Source organism: Caballeronia sp. INML1 (assembly GCF_023631085.1).
Lineage (GTDB): Bacteria > Pseudomonadota > Gammaproteobacteria > Burkholderiales > Burkholderiaceae > Caballeronia > Caballeronia turbans.
Window position 1 is genome coordinate 23,477 of record NZ_JALQDT010000051.1, and the last position, 18,218, is coordinate 41,694.

Below are 18,218 nucleotides of genomic sequence, written 5' to 3' on the forward strand. Positions count from 1 at the left end.
CTGGAGAAATGATCATGAACGACCGTATCGAACAGGACTGGACCGCCGTGTGTGAACTCGACGACATCGTGCCGGATACCGGCGTCTGCGCGCTCGTGAAGGGCACGCAGGTCGCGGTGTTCCATCTCGCGGGCGAGGACGCGGCCGTCTACGCGATCGACAACTACGATCCGCATTCGCAAGCCGCGGTGCTGTCGCGGGGCATCGTGGGGAGTCTGGGCGAGCGCATCGTCGTCGCATCGCCGATCTACAAGCAGCACTTCGATCTGCGCACCGGCGAATGCCTCGAAGCGCCGGAGCTATCGGTCAGCGCGTATCGCGTGAAGGTCGCGGGCGGCAAGGTGTGGGTCGCGGCATGAAGACCGAATATGCGGTTGCGGGCATGGCGTCGTTGCGCGATACCGCGTCGCGCCAGCGGCTCGTCGTCATCGGCAACGGCATGGCGGGCATGCGCACGGTCGAGGAACTGCTGAAGATCGCGCCCGGGCTGTACGACATCACCGTGTTCGGCGCCGAGCCGTACGGCAATTACAACCGCATTCTGTTGTCGCCGATGCTCGCGGGCGAAAAGACTGTCGATGACATCATCCTCAACACGCGCGAGTGGTACGACGCGAACGGCATCACGCTGCATGCGGGCGATGCGGTCATCGGCATCGATCGGGCGCGGCGCATCGTGCGTTCGCAGAAGGGCGTCGAGGCGCGTTACGACCGCTTGCTGATTGCGACCGGATCGAAGCCTTTCATCATTCCGGTGCCCGGATGCGATCTTCCCGGCGTGATCGCGTTTCGTGACATACACGATGTCGAAACGATGCTGGATGCGGCGCGCGATCATCGTCATGCGGTGGTCATCGGCGGCGGCTTGCTCGGGCTCGAAGCGGCGAACGGTTTGCAACGGCGAGGCATGACCGTGACGGTCGTGCATGCGGGCGAAAGCCTGATGGATCGTCAGCTCGATGCAAGCGCGTCCGCGTTGCTCAGGCGTTCTCTCGAAGCAAAAGGCCTGCGCTTCGTGATGGCCGCTCAGACCACCGAAATCATCGGTGAAAGCCGCGTGCGCGCCGTGCGTTTCGCGGACGGCACGCAGATCGACGCGGACCTCGTCGTGATGACGGCAGGCGTGCGGCCCAACATCGCGCTCGCGCAAGAGGCCGGACTGCATTGCGAGCGTGCGATCGTCGTGGACGACACGCTGCAGACTTTCGACCCGCGCGTGTACGCAGTGGGCGAATGCGTGCAGCATCGCTCGGCGACCTTCGGTCTCGTCGCGCCGATCTGGGATCAGGCGCGCGTGGCGGGCGCGCATCTCGCGGGCGCGGGGCATCGCCGCTATGTGCAGCGCGCGACCGCGACCAAGCTGAAGGTGACGGGCGTCGATCTGTACTCGGCCGGCGATTTCATCGGCGGCGACGACAGCGAGGATCTCGTGCTGCGCGATCCCCGGCGCGGCGTCTACAAGCGTCTCGTGTTGAACGCGGGACGTCTGATCGGCGCGGTGCTGTATGGCGACGTGAAGGACGGCGGCTGGTACTTCGATCTGATTCAGAACCGCACGGACGTATCGCATCTGCGCGGCAGGCTTCTCTTCGGCAAGACCCTTTGCGAAGCGGGCGCATCAGCATAAGCAGGAGAGACCTTGAGCGTGACCAAGCCCATCATCCCGATTCAATCGGCCTCCGTCAAAACCACGTGCCCGTATTGCGGCGTCGGCTGCGGTGTGGAGGCGTCGCCGAAGAGCGCGACCGAAGTAACGATCGCGGGCGACGAAGCGCATCCGTCGAACTTCGGCCGTCTGTGCGTGAAGGGCTCGGCGCTCGGCGACACGATCGGACTCGAAGGGCGCCTGCTCAGCCCGAAGCTGCGCGGCCGGCATACCGGATCGCTCTCCGAGGTGTCGTGGGACGACGCGCTCGGCACGGTTGCGAGCGGCTTTGCGCGCATCATCGAACAGCATGGTCCGGATGCGGTCGCGTTCTATGTATCGGGCCAGTTGCTCACCGAGGATTACTACGTCGCCAACAAGCTGATGAAGGGCTATATCGGCAGCGCGAACATCGACACGAATTCGCGGCTGTGCATGTCGTCGTCGGTAGCGGGGCACAAGCGTGCATTCGGCGAAGACCTCGTGCCCCTGAACTACGAGGACCTCGAACTCGCGGACCTCGTCGTGCTGGTCGGCTCGAACACGGCATGGTGCCATCCGATTCTCTTTCAGCGCATCGTGAAGATGAAGGAGAAACGGCCGGAGATGAAGATCGTCGTGATCGATCCGCGCCATACCGCAACGTGCGAAATGGCCGATCTGCACCTGCCGCTCAAGCCCGGCAGCGACGTTCCGCTCTTCAACGGCCTGCTCGCATTCCTCGCGGAACATGGCGCGACGGATGCGACCTTCGTCGATGCGCATACCCGCGGCTTCGATGCCGCGCTCGCCGCGGCTGGACCTTCCGATCTCGCGCAAACGGCGAAGGACTGCAAGCTCGACCAACACGACCTGATGACGTTTTATCGGCTGTTCGCATGCACGGAACGTGTGGTGACGGTCTATTCGCAGGGCGTGAATCAGTCGAGCGCGGGGACGGATAAAGTCAATGGCATCATCAACTGTCATCTGGCGACGGGACGTATCGGCAAGCCGGGCATGGGGCCGTTTTCTTTCACCGGCCAGCCCAACGCGATGGGCGGCCGCGAAGTCGGCGGCCTCGCGAATACGCTTGCCGCGCACCTCGAGTTCGGCGATCCGCTGCATGGCGAGATCGTGCAGACGTTCTGGAATTCGCCTGTGATCGCGGAGCGCGCCGGATTGAAGGCCGTCGAATTGTTCGATGCAATCGAAGCCGGCCGCGTGAAAGCGGTATGGGTGATGGGCACCAATCCTGTCGTGAGCCTGCCCGACGGCGATCGCGTGAAGCGGGCACTCGAACAGTGCGAGCTCGTGGTGAGCTCGGACATCGTCGAGAAGACGGATACCAACGCGTTCGCCGATGTGCTGCTGCCCGCGCTCGGCTGGGGCGAGAAAGACGGCACCGTGACGAACTCGGAGCGGCGCATCTCGCGTCAACGCGCGTTCATTCCGGCGCCGGGCGAGGCGCGCGCGGACTGGCGAATCATGTGCGACGTCGCGCGTCGCATGGGCTTCGACGGCTTCGACTTCGCGGGGCCGCATGAGATTTTCGACGAGCACGCGCGGCTCTCGGCATATCGCAACGATGCGGCGACGGGCGTGCATCGCGCGTTCGACATCGGCGGTTTGACGGGCCTCGATCGCGCGCAATACGACGCCTTGCAGCCGACGCAATGGCCGCTGCGCTCCGTGGAAGAAGGCAGCGTTACGAGGCTCTTCGAAGATCAGCGCTTCAGTCACGCGGACGGTTGCGCGCGCTTCGTCCCGACGCCGCCGCGCCATCCCGTCAACGCGCCCGACGAAGACTATCCGCTCGTGCTCAACACCGGCCGCGTGCGCGATCAATGGCACACGATGACGCGCACCGGCCGATCCGCGAAGCTCGCGGGACACATCAGCGAATCGTTCATCGACATGCATCCGCAAGACGCGCTCGCATGCGGCGTGCGCGAAGGCGAGCTTGCGCGCGTGTCGAGCCGTTGGGGTTCGATGATCGCGCGCGTGCAACACGGCGGCGGCATGCCGCGCGGCAGCGTGTTCGTGCCGATTCACTGGAACGATCAGGTCGCCTCGGACGCGCGCGTCGGCGCGGTGGTCAATCCCGTCGTCGATCCTGTTTCGGGCGAGCCTGAATTCAAGCACACGCCTGTCGCGATCGAGAAATTTCACGTCACGTGGCACGGCTTTTCGCTCTCGCGCACCGCGCCCGATCTCGACATGGTCACGCACTGGACGCGCGTGCACGGCGCGCGACACGTGCGCTACGAGATGGCGGGCCGCAATCGCTTCGATGCATCGCATGGCGATCATCACGACTGGGCGCGTGCGCTCTTTCATATCGACGATCGACACGCGGACTGGATCGAATACGAGGACAAGAGCGCGGGCGTGTATCGCGCGGCGCATGTGGTGGATGAGCGCATCGAGAGCTGCGTGTTCATCTCCGAACGGCCCGATCTGCCCGCGCGGGAATGGCTCGCGACGCTCTTCGAGAAGGACCGGCTCGACGACGACGACCGCGCGAGCCTCCTGCTCGGCCAGCCTTCGGTCAAGGGCGAGGACACGGGGCCGACCGTGTGCTCGTGCTTCGGCGTCGGACGCAATACCATCTGCAACGCGATCCGCGACAAGGGACTGAAAACCGCCGCGCAGATCACGTCCTGCGTGAAGGCCGGCGGCAACTGCGGGTCGTGTGTGCCGGAGTTGAAGAAACTCATCGTCGAGACAGAGATGGCGCGTCTGAGCGCGGTCTGAGTTGCGCGTGTCCACCTTTCAAAATCGGACGCAGGTCGCCCGCCTTCTGCGTCGGTAACACTCCCACTATGCGGGTGAACCTTTGGAGACCCCCGTAAACAGGGCGTTTCAGGGGTGTGGCCCCGCCGAATGAGCGGTGGCCAACCAAGATTTCTCACGAATTGTTACGACGTGAAATGTAATGTTGGCTCGCCCACGCTTCGTCCGATTCATCTTCCGTACAGTCACATCAAAACGCAGGCAATTGAAAGACCAAAGCCTGCAGACAAACACAAGAAGTGATACGGGGATTGCGATGAAGAAGAACGCAAAACAAATAGACCATGCGGAAGGCCTACGCGCCACGATCCGCTCGACGGCAGCCAAGAGCCCGTCACAACTACACGTTGACCTGTTGCACGAACGGCGGCTTCAGTTGAACGAAGTCCGCAACGTTCGCACCTTGCACCGCTCCTGACCGGTTAGCCCGCGCCCAAAACGCGCCCTGCTTCCCAACGCTCGCTGATTTTCACGCTGGTTCATCGACGTGGAGTTGAAGCGGGCCTTGGAGATAGGAATGCTAAATAAATGATTTCGCTGTGCCAGCTACATACCGGCGTCGATGTAGCTGGAATTGACTGTGCGCCTACACCTGGAGACTTCACCATGCAACGCAAACTGATCGCAGCAGCAGCCGTTCTCTCCCTCGTTTCCGCCGCTGCTTTCGCCACGGGCACCTCGTCCAGCTCGAGCTCGACTTCGGGCGGCAACACCGCGGCAGCCGTGTTCGGCTACGGCTCGTTCACCGCAACCAACGCCGGCATCGCCAACGGTCACGCATCGTCGACGGCCGGCCAGGGCTTCGGCGTGACGGGCAACACGACCAACGCGACGACCGGCCACATCAACACGTCGTCGGTGGGCGGCAAGGGCTTCGGCGGTTCGACGGCAACGGGCACCTCGGGCGCCGACGCTGCTGCGAACGCCTGGAGCAAGCTGGGCGGCGGCTGGCGCTAAGCACGCGGCGACGGAGGGCGGACTTCGCCGCAACGGGGTTCGCTTATCCGCAACCGACGTGACCGTAGTTCGAAGAACAAAAAACAAAATCCAATCTTACTTGTTCGATAAGGAATGCAAATCATGAAACGCACTCTGATCGCTGCCGCACTGCTCTCGTTCGTCTCCGTCGCCGCAATGGCCACGACCACGAACTCCAGCTCCTCCTCGACCTCGGGCGGCTCGACGGCCGCGTCGGTCTCGGGTTTCGGCCATTTCACCGCCAGCAACTACGGCACGGCCAACGGCAACGCGCAATCGATCGCCGGCAACGCGTTCGGCGTGACGGGCAACGCGACCAACGCCACGACGAGCCACACCAACACGTCGAACGTGGGCGGTTTCGGTCACGGCAACGCGCAAGCGGGCGGCACCTCGGGCGCGGACGCAGCGGCCAACGCATGGAGCAAGCTGGGCGGCGGCTGGCGCTAAGCCGGCCTGAGCGCCCCAAGGCAGAGGCGGCGTCATGACGAGCGAGCGCTTGCGGGACTCCGCCTTTGCCGAACCTATAAAAAAACTCTAAGTCGTCCGGGACCGTCATGCGCCGTGGCGTCCCCTTTCTTCCGGAGCACCAAATGAACAAGACCACTTTGCAGTTGGCATGCGCGGTTCTGTTTTGCGCCGCGCAACTGGCCCACGCCGACACCACGGCCAATTCCTCGTCCGGCTCGGTTTCGGGTTCGACGTCCACGGGTATCGGCCAGGGCGGCGGTTCGAGCCTGAACAACATCGGCACGTCGGCGAACTCGACGGCCAACACCAGTTCCAATTCCTCGTCGGTGGGCGGCCTCGGCGTCGCGACGGCCAGCGGTGGCCGTTCGTCGGCACAGGGCGGCTCGTCGAACGTGAACATCTCGCTGTCGATGCCGCAGCTCACGAATTCGGGCACGGATGCGAGCGGCACCGACGCGACCGGCAAGGCGGCGAGCGGCCCCGGTTCGAGCGCGTTCGACACGCGCACGACGGTCGATTACAACCAGAGCTCGTACTCGGTGCGCACGACGCCGTCGATCGCGGCGCCCGCGCTCACGACGACGCTCTCCGACACCTGCATGGGCTCCGCCAGCTTCGGCCTGTCGATCACGGGCTTCGGCGCGACCGGCGGCACGACCCTCGTCGATCAGGCATGCGTACGTCGTCTCGATGCACGCGAATTCCGCGCGATGGGCCTGACCGATGTCGCGCTGGCGCTCCTGTGCCAGAGCGACGCGAACCGCCGCGCAGTCGAAGCGACGGGCCATCTGTGCCCGGGCACAACCACGCCGCTCGCGAAGTCGGGTGCTGACGCCGTGCTGTCGGACGATGAAAAGTATCGCGACCCGCTGGTCCGCGCGCGCCTCGGCTTGCCGGTGACCGCCGCGAACAATCCGGAAGTCAACATGAAGACGCAGGACGACGCGAAGCAGGCTCAGCCGGCGCCCGCGAAGCGGGTCGCGCAGCCCACGCCCGTCGCGGCCCGCGTGTACGATCAGACTGACGGCGCGAACGGCGTCGAAGTCGCGAGCGCGCCGATCGGCGAGAAGATCGAAGTCTCGCTGGTGAAGTGACGAAGCACCAGGTCCAATGGCGGAGTGGCGCCGTTAAACAGAAGAGACGCGCCTGTGACAACAGGCCGTCTCTCCCTTTGAAGGGTTGGCTCTGAAAGACTGGTCCCGGAGAGTCAACCCTCGTTTTCCCGCTGAGGCATGCGATGAAGAGTCACACGAAAATGGCGGCCATCGCGCTCGCGGCGAGTGCGGCAGTCTGGATGATGCCGATGAGCGCGCACGCCGATGCGAACGCCGGCGTGATCTGGGCCGCGAATCCGGTCGGTGTGCAGCCGATGCCCGATGCGCACGCGCTCGCGCTCTTGCCTTCGAGCGGCTATGTGCCCTTGCAGAGCTCGGGCGGAAAGTGCCTGCTCGTCGCGCGGCGCGGCACGCAGATCGTCGCGGTGGAATTGTCGCCGCTCTCGGTCGGCGCGAAAATCGTCGGCTGGAAGCCGCAGGAGATCGACATGAGCACGCTCACGTCGAAGTGGGGCTACCAGCCTCCGAAATCGTCGATCGATACGAAGAGTTTCGGCAATCCCGTCACGAACACGATCGCGGAACAGGGCAAGACCGATACGTCGAAGGGCGGATCGTATGCGCGCGCGAGCAGCTGGAGCAACAACAACGTCGAGGCGCATAGCAGCGCGATCGCGTCGAGTTCGGGCGAGACCGAAGCTGCCGAGTCCGTGACGGTGAACGGCAAGACGTACCGCAAGTACAGTCATTTCAAGCCGGCGACGGCTGAAGCGCCGGTGGCCGCATCGGACGAATACTTCTGTCAGTGACGCGCGCGCGTCATGTCGTGGCCGACTTGGCTTCGACGACCGGCGGCACGGGCAAGCCCGGATCCTGCGCGGCACGCGCTTCATTGCCGAAGCGCGCGACCGAGAACGAGAACGTGTTGATGCCGTGCTCGCTCGTCGCCGACACCGTGCCGCGATGCATTTCCGCCACCGCCTTCACGATGGCGAGGCCGAGGCCGTGATTTTCACGGCTGTTCGTGCGTGAGCTTTCCGCGCGGTAGAAGCGGTCGAAGAGATGCTCCTTGACATGCGGCTGGATCAGCTCGCCCGGATTGGCCACCGCGATGCGGATGCGTCCATGTTCGCGCGTGATCGAGACGGAAATGGTCGCACCCGGCGCGCAATGCTGGATCGCGTTCATCACGAGATTGGACAGCGCGCGTCCGAACAGAGACGTGTTGACGAAAGCGCGTGCATCGCCGGTTGCGACCGCGCGGACCTGCGCTTCTTCCAGCGGAATTTCCAGAAACTCGAGCGTGCGGTTGACCTCGGCCGCAAGCGACACTTCGACGAGGCCCGTCGCGCGCTCGCCCTGATCGGCGCGCGCCAGGAACAGCATGTCGTTGATGATCGCGCGCACGCGCTCGAACTCTTCAAGATTCGATTGCAGCGTGTGACGCAACTCGTCGATCGAGCGGTCGCGCGTCAGCGCCACTTCGGTCTGACCGATGAGAATGGTGACCGGCGTGCGCAGCTCGTGCGCGACATCCGCGTTGAAGGATTCGAGCCGGCCGTATGCGTGATCGAGCCGTTCCAGCGCGCCGTTGAAGGACTTCGCGAGATCCTCCAGTTCCATCGGCAGCGCGTGCGTGTTGAGGCGTTGCGAGCGATTGTTCGGGCTCAGCTTCGATGCGTCGCGTGTGAGGCGGGCAAGCGGTGCGAGCCCGAGGCGCGCGACCGAATAGCTCAACAGCAGCACCGCGACGGTCGACAACGCCATGAACGCCGCGAGCGCGAGACCGAAGGCGCGCATCGTGTGGACGTTGGGGGAACAGTCGATCGCGACGAAGAGTTGCAAGGGCGGCCTGTCCGCGTTGGGCGGAATCGTCAGCGTGGTCATCAGCATGTCGTAGGCGCGGCCTTCGGGACGGAAGCGCGCATAGCCGCCCATCACACGTTTGATGACGTGGCCCGCGGGCGGCGAGCCGTATTCGAAGCGCGGATCGTTGCTGGAGACGGCGAAGAGCGTGGAGCCATCGCGCGGCGTGATGTCGGCGAGTTTCTCCTTCGCGATCTTCCATTTATCCGGGTTCGATACGTGCGTGACGATGAGCCGCGCAACTTCCGCGCGATTGTCGAGCGAGTCGCGCAGATGCTGCTCCAGTTGCACGCGCAGCACCAGGAAAAGCCCTGAGCCGACGAGCGAAAAAACGAACAACGCGACGAGCGCGAACATCACGGCGAGGCGCCGCGCTATGGAGCGCTGCGTGCGTGGTTCGTCCGGTGCCGATGCCCGCTGCGTATTCATGATGGTCTCGCGTCTTCCCTTGTTTCGCGCGTGTCGCGGGCTTCGCGCACTTCGAGCACGTAGCCCATGCCTCGCACGGTATGCAGCAGTTTCGTGCGGAACGGTCCGTCGAGTTTCGCGCGCAGCCGCTTGATCGCCGTCTCGACGACGTTCGTGTGGCTTTCGAAATCGACTTCCCAGACGAGCTCGGTGATCGCGGTCTTCGAGAGAATGTCGCCGTGGCGGCGTGCGAGCACGGAGAGCAACTGGAACTCCTTTGCGGTGAGATCGAGCCGCACGCCATCGCGTGTCGCACGGCGGCCGATCAGATCGACATACAGATCGCCGACGGAAATGAGCGTCGATTCCTGCGCGCGCGTGCGGCGTGCGAGCGCATGCAAACGTTCGACGAGCTCGAGGAACGAGAACGGCTTCGTCAGATAGTCGTCCGCGCCTTCACGCAACCCGCGCACGCGATCGTTGATGTGATCGCGCGCGGTGAGCATGATGACCGGCGTCGATTTCTGCAGTCGCAGCGCTTTCAATACCGCGAAGCCGTCGCGTCTTGGCAGCATCACGTCGAGCACGATCACGTCGTAGTCGTATTCGATGGCGAGATGCGTGCCTTCCTCGCCATCCATTGCGATATCGACGACCCAGCCTTGCTCGGTCAACCCCGAGCGCAGGTAATCCACCACTTTGTGTTCGTCTTCGACTATCAGGACTTTCATGCCTGGCACCTGTGCGCGTTCAGTGTGTGCTTACCGTGTTGTTCAACTGCTTACTATACGAGTCTCGCGGGCATCCTGCTTACGTTTTCTTCGCATCAGCGCGCGGGCGTCTTGTCCGTGGCGCTTGCCACGTCCTCGTCTTCGTGCGCCGCGTCATTCGCGTTCCACCCGCCGCCCAGTGCCTTCACGAGCGCCACCGACACGGTGCGCTGCTGCCCGTGAATCTGCACATCCTGACGCTCGCTCGTGAGCAATTGCTGCTGCGCGGTGATCACGTCGAGATAAGCGACGAGGCCGCCCGAATAGCGATCGTTCGCGAGGGACAGCAATCGTTGCGCATCGACGACGGCCGCGTGCGATTGCTTCTGCGCGCCGTCCAGCACCGACAATCCGACGATGCCATCCTGCACTTGCTGAAACGCGCCGAGCACGGTCTGCCGATAGTTCGCGACGGCCGCGACATAGCCCTGGTTCGCGAAGTCGACCGCGGCCGAGCGCCGTCCGCCATCGAAGACGACCTGGCTCGCCATCGTGCCGATGGTCCACAGAAGACTCGGCGCGGAAATCAGGCTGGAGAGCGCCGTGCTTTCCCAGCCGATGGTCCCGTTCAACGTGAGGCTCGGGAAGAACGCCGCCTTCGCGACGCCGATCTGCGCATTGGCGGCAGCCATCGCGCGTTCGGCGGAGGCGACGTCGGGCCTGCGCTGCAACACGTCGCTCGGCACGCCGAGCGGAAGGGGCGGAAGCGGCCGCTCGGTCAGCGCGGGCGCGATCGAAAACTGCGGCGCGGGCGTGCCGACGAGCGCGGCGATGGCATGCTCGAATTGCGCGCGCTGATTCAGAAGCAGTTGCGCCTGCACGCGCGTCTGGTCGAGCTGCGCCTGTTGCTGCAAGACGTCAAGGCCGGATACTGCGCCCAGATCGTGTTGCGCTTGCACGTAGTCGAGCGCTTTCTTCTGAAGATCGACGGAGCGGTTCAGCACATCGATTTCGGCGTCGAGCTCAAGCATCGAGAAGTAGTCGCTGGCGAGGTCGGTGGTCAGCACGAGGCGCGCGTTCGCGAGATCGTCGCCCGACTGGTCCGCCGACGCGCGGGCGCCTTCCACCTCGCGCCGAATGCGGCCGAAGAGGTCGATGTCGTAATCGACCGAGGGCGCGAGCTTCAGATCGTTTTGCACGGTGGAGCTGTTCGGCGTCGCGTAGTTGTTGACGGGCCGGTTCCTCGAGATGCGCGAGCGCGACGCGTTCGCGCCGAGATCGATCTCGGGCAGCGCGAGCGCCGACGTCTGCGCAAGCGTCGCGCGTGCCTGGGCGTAGTGCGCGCTCGCGGCGGCGAGTGTCTGGTTTTGGGCGAGCGCCTGCGTTTCGAGGCCGTTCAACGTGACGTCGTCGAATGCCTGCCACCAGTCGAGCGCGAGCGGCGCATGCGAGGGCTCGCCCACGCGCCAGTATGAATCCGTCTTCCATCTCGGCGGCGTGTCGGCGACCGGCCGGCGATAGTCAGGCCCGACGGTGCACGCGGCGAGCATCGAAACGAGCGTGATGCACAGCGCGGCTTTCATGATGCGGCCTTGTTGCCCGAAGCGGGCTGCTGTTGCTTCTGCTGCGGCGCGATCACGACATGATCGCCGTCCGCGACCGAATCGCTCGGGTTGATGATGACCTTGTCCGTCGCCTCGATGCCGCTCTCGATTTCGAGCGATTGCCCGAGATCCTGTGCGATCACGATCTTGTGCAGACGCACGTGCCCATTTGCATCGACGACCGCGAGGCGCGGGCCTTCCGAGCGAAACAGCAGCGCATTGCCCGGCACCAGCAGGCGCGCGTGCGCGGTCGCGGGCAGCGCGACCTGCACATACGCGCCGGGACGCAGACGGCCATCGGGATTCGGCAGCGTCACTTCGATCTGCAGCGAGCGCGTGGGCACGTCGATCGCGCCGGAGATGTGCGTGATCCTGCCGTGAAACTGCTGGCCGGGCAGTTCCGCCTGCGTGACCGTCACGTCCTGTCCGACCGAGACATTCTGCGCATACGCCTGCGGCAACTGCACGAAGACGCGCAACGGATCGGACTGCGCGAGCGCGAAGAGCGCGCGGCTCGTGCCGCTGCCCGCATCGATGAGATCACCGACATCGACGTTGCGTTGCGTGACGACGCCCGCGAACGGCGCGACGATGCGCTTGAACGATTCGAGCTGACGCAGGCGCTTCACGTTTGCATCCGCTGCGGCGAGGTTGGCGACGTCCTGGTTGTAGGTGCTTTGCCGTTCGTCGAGTTCCTGTTGAGACACTGCATCGCGCTGACGCAACTGCTGCCAGCGTTCGAGCGAGCTCTTCGCGAGGCCGAGGCTCGATGCCGTCTGATCGCGTTGCGCGACCGCTTGCGCCAGCTCCTGATCGATCTCGGGCGTGTCGAGATCGGCGAGCAACTGGCCTTGTTTCACGCGCGTGCCGATATCGACATACCAGTGCAGCAGATAACCTGTTGCGCGGGCGTAGATCGGCGATTCCACGAAGCCGCGCAGCGTGCCGGGCAAGGTCGTTTCACCGCCGCCGTCGGTTTGCGTCGGCAACACGACATTCACATACTGCTGTGCGTTCTGTTGCGTGCGCGAGGCAATCGAGCGGCTGTGCAGCACATCGGTGACGACGGTGCGCGCCGCGCCGATCGCGAGCAACGCGAGCACGATGACGAGCGCGATCTTCGCGCGCTTCCATTCGACATGGCGCGGCGGCAGCGCGGGCCCTTCGTTCGGGTCGCGAGCGGGAATCGCAAGCGATGCGTGGTTCTTTTCGGTCATGTTCGTCGGGATGCTGTGATGTCAGTGTTGGCCGCTGCCGTCTTCATGCTGCCCGGGGCCCTTGCGCGCGGCGCGGCGCGCGAGGCGCGCATGGATGCCCGCGAAGACGAGCGGCACGAAAAAGAGTGTGGAAACCGTTGCGAAGAGCAGCCCGCCGATCACGGCGCGGCCGAGCGGCGCGTTCTGCTCCGCGCCTTCGCCGAGACCGAGCGCCATCGGAATCATGCCGATGATCATCGCGAAGGCGGTCATCAGCACGGGGCGTATGCGGCTCGCGCCCGCTTCCAGCGCGGCGGTGAGCGCCGGCATGCCGGCGTTCAGACGCTGACGCGCGAACGAGACCATCAGAATGCTGTTCGCGGTCGCGACGCCCATCGTCATGATCGCGCCGGTGAGCGCCGGCACGCTCAGATGCGTGCCGGTGAGGAAGAGCATCCAGACGATGCCCGCGAGCGCGGCGGGCAACGCACTCACGATGATGAGCGGATCGATCCACGACTGGAAGTTCACGACGATCAGCAGATACACGAGCACGATCGCCATCGCGACGCCCAGCCCGAGACCGAAGAACGACGTGCGCATCGTCTCGACCTGGCCGCGCACGACGATCTGGCTGCCGCGCGGAAGCGTCTTGCGCGCTTCATCGACGAGAGAATTTACCTGGCGCGCGACGCCGCCGAGATCGCGCCCTTCGACGCTCACGAAGAGATCGATCACGGGCCGGATGTTGTAGTGCGTGACCACCGCGAACTGATTCTCCGGCGAGATGCGCACGAGATTGCCGAGCAGTTGCGTCGGGCCGTTGATCGATGCGGACACGGGCGTGCGCAGCAGCTCGTCGATCGACGAGACCTGATACTGGGGCGTCTGCACCGCGAGGTTGTACTCGACGCCATTGCGTGGATTGAACCAGAAGCCGGGCGCCGTCTGCGAGCTTCCCGACAGCGAGACGAGCACGTTCTGCGCGACGTTGCTTGCGGAGAGATTCAGTTGTTGCAGGCGCGTGCGATCCATCTGCAGGTTGATCGCGGGTTCGTCGAGCTTCTGCTGGATGTGCGTGTCGACATTGCCGGGAATCATGCGGACCTGCTTCATCAGCTTGCTTGCGACTTCGAAGTTCGCTTGAGCGTTCTGCCCTTGAATCTGCACGTCGATGGCGGCGGGCAGACCGAAGTTCAGGATCTGCGTCACGATGTCCGCCGGCTGAAAGAAGAACTCGACGCCGGGAAAGCGGCGCGGCAGGAGCGCGCGCAGTTGGTCGATGTATTTCTGCGTCGGCGCGTGATCGGGATTGAGCGCGACCTGGATTTCGCCGTCGAGCGTGCCGATGGTTCCCGCATTGCTGTACGAGAGATTGATGCCGCTATAAGGCAGGCCGAGGTTATCGAGTATCGTGGCGAGTTCGTCCTGGGGCACGATCTGGCGCACGACCTTTTCGACTTCGTCCGCGAGGCGCGCGGTTTCCTCGATGCGCGTGCCGGTCGGCGCGCGCATGTGCATGCGGATATCGCCCGCATCGACGCTCGGGAAGAAGTCCTCGCCGAGCACGAACACGAGCGCCGGCGAGAGCAGGCAAAAGCCGAGAAAGAGCGTGGCGAACAGGCGCCTTTTCACGAGCAGCGTCGACAGAATGACGATGTACGCGCCGCGCATGCGCTCGAAGCCGCGGTCGAAACGACGATGCATGCGCATGAAAAGATTCGGCTTCGCTTTCGCATCGGGCGCGTGGGCGTGTCCCATCAAAAGCATTGCCAGCGTCGGAACCAGCGTGCGCGACAGGATGTACGACGCGATCATCGCGAACACGACGGCTTCCGCGAGCGGCACGAACAGGAACTTGGCGACGCCGGTGAGAAAGAACATCGGCACGAACACGATGCAGATGCACAGCGTCGAAACGAGCGCGGGCACCGCGATTTCACCCGCGCCTTCGAGAATCGCGTCGTGCAGATTCGTGCCCAGATGCAGATGGCGTTCGATGTTCTCGATGGTCACCGTCGCGTCGTCGACGAGAATGCCGACGGCGAGCGCGAGGCCGCCGAGCGTCATGATGTTGATGGTCTGCCCGAGCGCATGCAGCACGATCAGCGACGAAAGAATCGAGAGCGGGATCGAGATCGCGATGATGCAGGTGCTGCGCCAGTTGCCGAGAAAGAGCAGGATCATCGCGGCGGTAAGCGCGGCGGCGATCAGCGCCTCGCGCACCACGCCCTGCACGGCGGCCTTCACGAATACGGACTGATCGAAGAGCGCGCTGATCTTCAGATCCGGCGGCAACGATGCGCGCGCTTGCGGCAAGAGGTCTTGCAGCGTGTTGACGATGGACAGCGTCGACGCGTTGCCGTTTTTCAGCACCGAGATCAGCACGCCGCGATGCCCGTCCTGCCGCACGATATTGGTTTGCGGCGAGAAGCCGTCGCGCACGTGCGCGACTTCGCGCAGATAAGTCGTCGCGCCGTTGAGGGTGCGCACGGGAATGTCGTTCAGGCCCGCGACGGTCGCGGGGGAACCGTTCATGTTGATCGTGTATTCCCTCGGGCCGATCTTCGCGGTGCCGGTCGGCAGGATCAGATTCTGCGCGTTGACGGCCTGCACGACATCGGTCGGCGTCAGGCCCTTGGCGAGCAGTGCGCGCGTGTCGAGATCGACGGAGATGAGACGCGTCTTGCCGCCATACGGATAAGGCACGGCCGCGCCGGGAATCGTCACGAGTTGCGGGCGCAGGAAATTGAGCGCGGTGTCGTTCAGATCCTGCTCGGACTGCTTCGGGCTGGAAAGGCCGAGCTGGATCACCGGAATGCTCGACGCCGAATAGCTGATGACGAGCGGCGGCGTCGCGCCCGGCGGCATCTGCTTCAATTGCGCCTGCTCGACGGCGACGGTCTGGGCGATCGCGGTCTGGATGTTCGCCGTCGGTTGCAGAAAGAGCTTGATGATCGCGATGCCGGGCAGCGATTGCGACTCGATATGCTCGATGTTGTTCACGGTGGTCGTGAGACTGCGCTCGTTGACCGACGCGATGCGATTGGCCATGTCCTGGGAGGACAGACCCGTGTAGTTCCAGATGATGCTGACGACGGGAATATCGATTTCGGGGAGCACGTCCACCGGCGTCGTCACGAGGACGAAGGGCGTCGCCAGCAGAATCATGATGGCCATCACGATGAACGTGTAGGGCCGTTTAAGCGCAACGTTGACTATCCACATTGAGTCGTTCGGAAGATGCTGGGGAAGGGCGCTGCGAAAGAGGCAAGTGCGGCGAGCGAGGCGTGCGGTTCGCCATGCGTGTCGCTATGGTAGTGGCCGGGTGCCAACGACAATATGACTTGAATATGGCGCGTCTGTCAGATTAGGCGAATTGAAAGCAAGCTTGCGAAAGCGCGCGGAAGGGTCGGGCGCCTGCTTGAAAATGATGGGAATAGCGGGGGCTGAGCGCAGGTAACGCTCTATGTCGCGTAGCGAGACGGCGCGGGATCATTCGCGGTCGATGGAAGCCGCGCGTGTCTCTTCTTGATGGGAATGACCGTCCGCTTACTGCGGCGTCTGTCCGAGCGGTGTCGTCGACATCGTGCGTCCTGAAGACGAGCTACCCTCCGTGGATGCGCCATAAGCGCCAAGCGAGCCGACCTTCGCTTCCGCTGCCTGGATGTCGGCCGGATAGAAGGCGTCGCGTTCGGACGGGTTATAGCCGGCTTGCTCGACGCGTTGCAGATCCTCTTTGACCTGTGCGCGTGTCAGGCCGTCGGACTGTGCGAGCGCGGCAAGCGGTGCGGCAGCGAGCGCGACGATGGCGATGCGTGTGACCAGTTTCATGGCGTACTCCTCATGCGAGTGAAGGATGAACGCGGCGTGCGGTTGCGCGATGTGCAGCGTCGGCACGCTTACCACAGCCACCACTGGATTCTATGTGCGTCACGGTGACGACATGCTGGCGAACGAATGGCGTTTTCGTCAGATTGGAGCGCACGCTGCACACGTCTGTGATTGCGTGCAGCCGATGATAGACTCGCCCGCGTGAGGCGGTTTGTAAGCCACTTAGAAGCACATCGTTCGCAGCTTGTCCGCGTACGTGATGTTGTCCCCAATATCGCATCAGGAACCGATAAATTGCCTTTCAATCTGCCGACCACCGCCACCGCGCCGTTTTGTCCATCGGAAGTCAAAGGCTCGGTGGCCGTTTCGCCGGGCGCGCCGCTCTGGAAGAAGCTCTTGCAATTCGCGGGGCCGGGCTTGCTCATCTCCATCGGCTATATGGACCCGGGCAACTGGGCGACGGATATCGAAGCCGGATCGCGTTACGGCTATAGCCTGCTCTTCGTGGTCATGCTGTCGAGCATCGCGGCGATGGTGCTGCAATGTCTCTCGATGCGGCTCGGCATCGTCACGGGAAAAGATCTTGCACAGTTGTCACGCGAGCGCTATGCGAAACCAGTCGCGAATGCGCAATGGATGCTGGCGGAGTTGTCGATCATCGCGTGCGATCTCGCGGAGGTGCTGGGCGGCGCGCTCGCGTTTCATCTGCTGTTCGGGGTTTCGCTGATATGGGGCGTGGTGCTCACCGCGTTCGATACGCTCATCGTGCTCGGCCTGAAGGGCAAGAACTTTCGCGATCTCGAAGCGATCATGCTCGGGCTCATTGCAACGATCGGCGTGGGTTATGTCGTCGAGCTCGTGCTCGTCAAGCCGCACTGGCCATCGGTCGCTGCGGGGCTCGTGCCTTCGATTCACGCGTTGAGCGAGCGCGAGCCGCTCTATCTCGCGATTGGGATTCTCGGTGCGACCGTGATGCCGCATAACCTGTATCTGCATTCGTCGATCGTGCAGACGCGCGTCGTGAATCGCGATGCGAAGAGCCTTGCTTCGGCGATCACGCTGTCGCGGCTCGACACCATCGTGTCGCTCATGCTTGCGCTGCTCATCAATGCGGCGATCCTGATACTCGCGGCATCGGCGTTTCATGCGACCGGGCATACACAAGTCACGGAAATCGAGGATGCGTACAAGTTGCTCGCACCGATCGTCGGAACGGGGCTTGCCGCGATTCTCTTCGCGGTGACGCTGTTTGCTTCGGGACAAAGCTCCACGTTCACCGGGACCATCGCGGGGCAGGTGATCATGGAAGGGTTCCTGCGCCTGAAGATTCCTTGCTATCAGCGAAGGTTCATCACGCGTGCGCTCGCACTTGTGCCGGCGTTGATCGGCGTCTATGTGATGGGCAACGGGGCAGTCGGGAAGCTGCTCGTCGCGAGTCAGGTCGTGCTCAGCCTGCAGTTGCCGTTCGCGCTCTATCCGCTCATCAGGATGACGAGCGATCGAAGCCTGATGGGGACGTTCGCGAACAAGCCGCATATGAAGCTCGTCGCGTGGCTGCTGTTTGCCGTGATCAGTGCGGCGAATCTCTGGCTGGTCGTGCAGACGGCTGCGGAGTGGATCGGCTGAACGAAAAAGCGCCATGCACTCGTCGAGTACATGGCGCTTTGACCGAAGCC

14 protein-coding genes are annotated in these 18,218 nt (G+C 63.8%); 8 read left to right on the top strand and 6 right to left on the bottom strand.

The features are described from left to right. Positions 1 to 14 precede the first annotated feature (14 nt). The 7 genes from nirD (at position 15) to NCR38_RS16175 (ending at position 7,733) form a co-directional block, all read left to right on the top strand. Entirely contained in the window at positions 15 to 359 is a 345-nt protein-coding gene (gene nirD / locus NCR38_RS16145) for a nitrite reductase small subunit NirD (protein WP_061116113.1), read from the top strand. Next, positions 356 to 1,627 carry an NAD(P)/FAD-dependent oxidoreductase gene (locus NCR38_RS16150; RefSeq protein WP_086960676.1) on the top strand — a complete coding sequence of 424 codons (1,272 nt, stop codon included), beginning with the start codon at positions 356 to 358 and terminating at the stop codon, positions 1,625 to 1,627. Before nirD ends, NCR38_RS16150 begins: the two co-directional genes overlap by 4 nt. Positions 1,628 to 1,645: 18 nt before the next feature. Further along, entirely contained in the window at positions 1,646 to 4,381 is a 2,736-nt protein-coding gene (locus NCR38_RS16155) for a nitrate reductase (protein ID WP_061116112.1), read from the top strand. Positions 4,382 to 5,026: 645 nt separating this feature from the next. Next, complete coding sequence (locus tag NCR38_RS16160) at positions 5,027 to 5,377, top strand: hypothetical protein (RefSeq protein WP_061115961.1); 351 nt, start codon at positions 5,027 to 5,029, stop codon at positions 5,375 to 5,377. 123 nt (positions 5,378 to 5,500) lie between these two features. Beyond that, on the top strand, positions 5,501 to 5,848 hold the full coding sequence (locus tag NCR38_RS16165) for a hypothetical protein (protein ID WP_061116111.1): 348 nt from the start codon (positions 5,501 to 5,503) through the stop codon (positions 5,846 to 5,848). A 143-nt stretch (positions 5,849 to 5,991) separates the two neighbouring features. Then, complete coding sequence (locus tag NCR38_RS16170; protein ID WP_061115960.1) at positions 5,992 to 6,963, top strand: hypothetical protein; 972 nt, start codon at positions 5,992 to 5,994, stop codon at positions 6,961 to 6,963. A 143-nt stretch (positions 6,964 to 7,106) separates the two neighbouring features. Then, the gene (locus NCR38_RS16175) at positions 7,107 to 7,733 is read left to right on the top strand and encodes a hypothetical protein (RefSeq protein ID WP_250477351.1); all 627 of its coding nucleotides are present in this window, start codon (positions 7,107 to 7,109) and stop codon (positions 7,731 to 7,733) included. Positions 7,734 to 7,743: 10 nt separating this feature from the next. Here NCR38_RS16175 and NCR38_RS16180 read toward each other — a convergent pair whose 3' ends face one another. From NCR38_RS16180 to NCR38_RS16205, 6 genes are all read right to left on the bottom strand, one after another. Then, entirely contained in the window at positions 7,744 to 9,219 is a 1,476-nt protein-coding gene (locus NCR38_RS16180) for a heavy metal sensor histidine kinase (protein ID WP_061115958.1), read from the bottom strand. Further along, positions 9,216 to 9,929 (bottom strand): heavy metal response regulator transcription factor, encoded by a 714-nt coding sequence (locus NCR38_RS16185; protein WP_061115957.1) that lies wholly within the window; start codon positions 9,927 to 9,929, stop codon positions 9,216 to 9,218. Before NCR38_RS16185 ends, NCR38_RS16180 begins: the two co-directional genes overlap by 4 nt. Before the next feature lie 95 nt (positions 9,930 to 10,024). Next, the gene (locus tag NCR38_RS16190; protein ID WP_250477352.1) at positions 10,025 to 11,491 is read right to left on the bottom strand and encodes an efflux transporter outer membrane subunit; all 1,467 of its coding nucleotides are present in this window, start codon (positions 11,489 to 11,491) and stop codon (positions 10,025 to 10,027) included. Further along, complete coding sequence (locus NCR38_RS16195) at positions 11,488 to 12,729, bottom strand: efflux RND transporter periplasmic adaptor subunit (RefSeq protein ID WP_061115955.1); 1,242 nt, start codon at positions 12,727 to 12,729, stop codon at positions 11,488 to 11,490. Before NCR38_RS16195 ends, NCR38_RS16190 begins: the two co-directional genes overlap by 4 nt. Before the next feature lie 21 nt (positions 12,730 to 12,750). Next, positions 12,751 to 15,936, bottom strand: coding sequence for an efflux RND transporter permease subunit (locus NCR38_RS16200; RefSeq protein ID WP_250477353.1), 3,186 nt, complete (start codon positions 15,934 to 15,936; stop codon positions 12,751 to 12,753). 324 nt (positions 15,937 to 16,260) lie between these two features. Beyond that, the gene (locus tag NCR38_RS16205) at positions 16,261 to 16,542 is read right to left on the bottom strand and encodes a DUF4148 domain-containing protein (protein WP_061116110.1); all 282 of its coding nucleotides are present in this window, start codon (positions 16,540 to 16,542) and stop codon (positions 16,261 to 16,263) included. 294 nt (positions 16,543 to 16,836) lie between these two features. On the opposite strand from NCR38_RS16205, the gene NCR38_RS16210 reads away from it, so the two are divergent. Then, positions 16,837 to 18,168 carry an Nramp family divalent metal transporter gene (locus NCR38_RS16210; protein WP_061115953.1) on the top strand — a complete coding sequence of 444 codons (1,332 nt, stop codon included), beginning with the start codon at positions 16,837 to 16,839 and terminating at the stop codon, positions 18,166 to 18,168. The last annotated feature ends 50 nt before the right edge of the window (positions 18,169 to 18,218 follow it).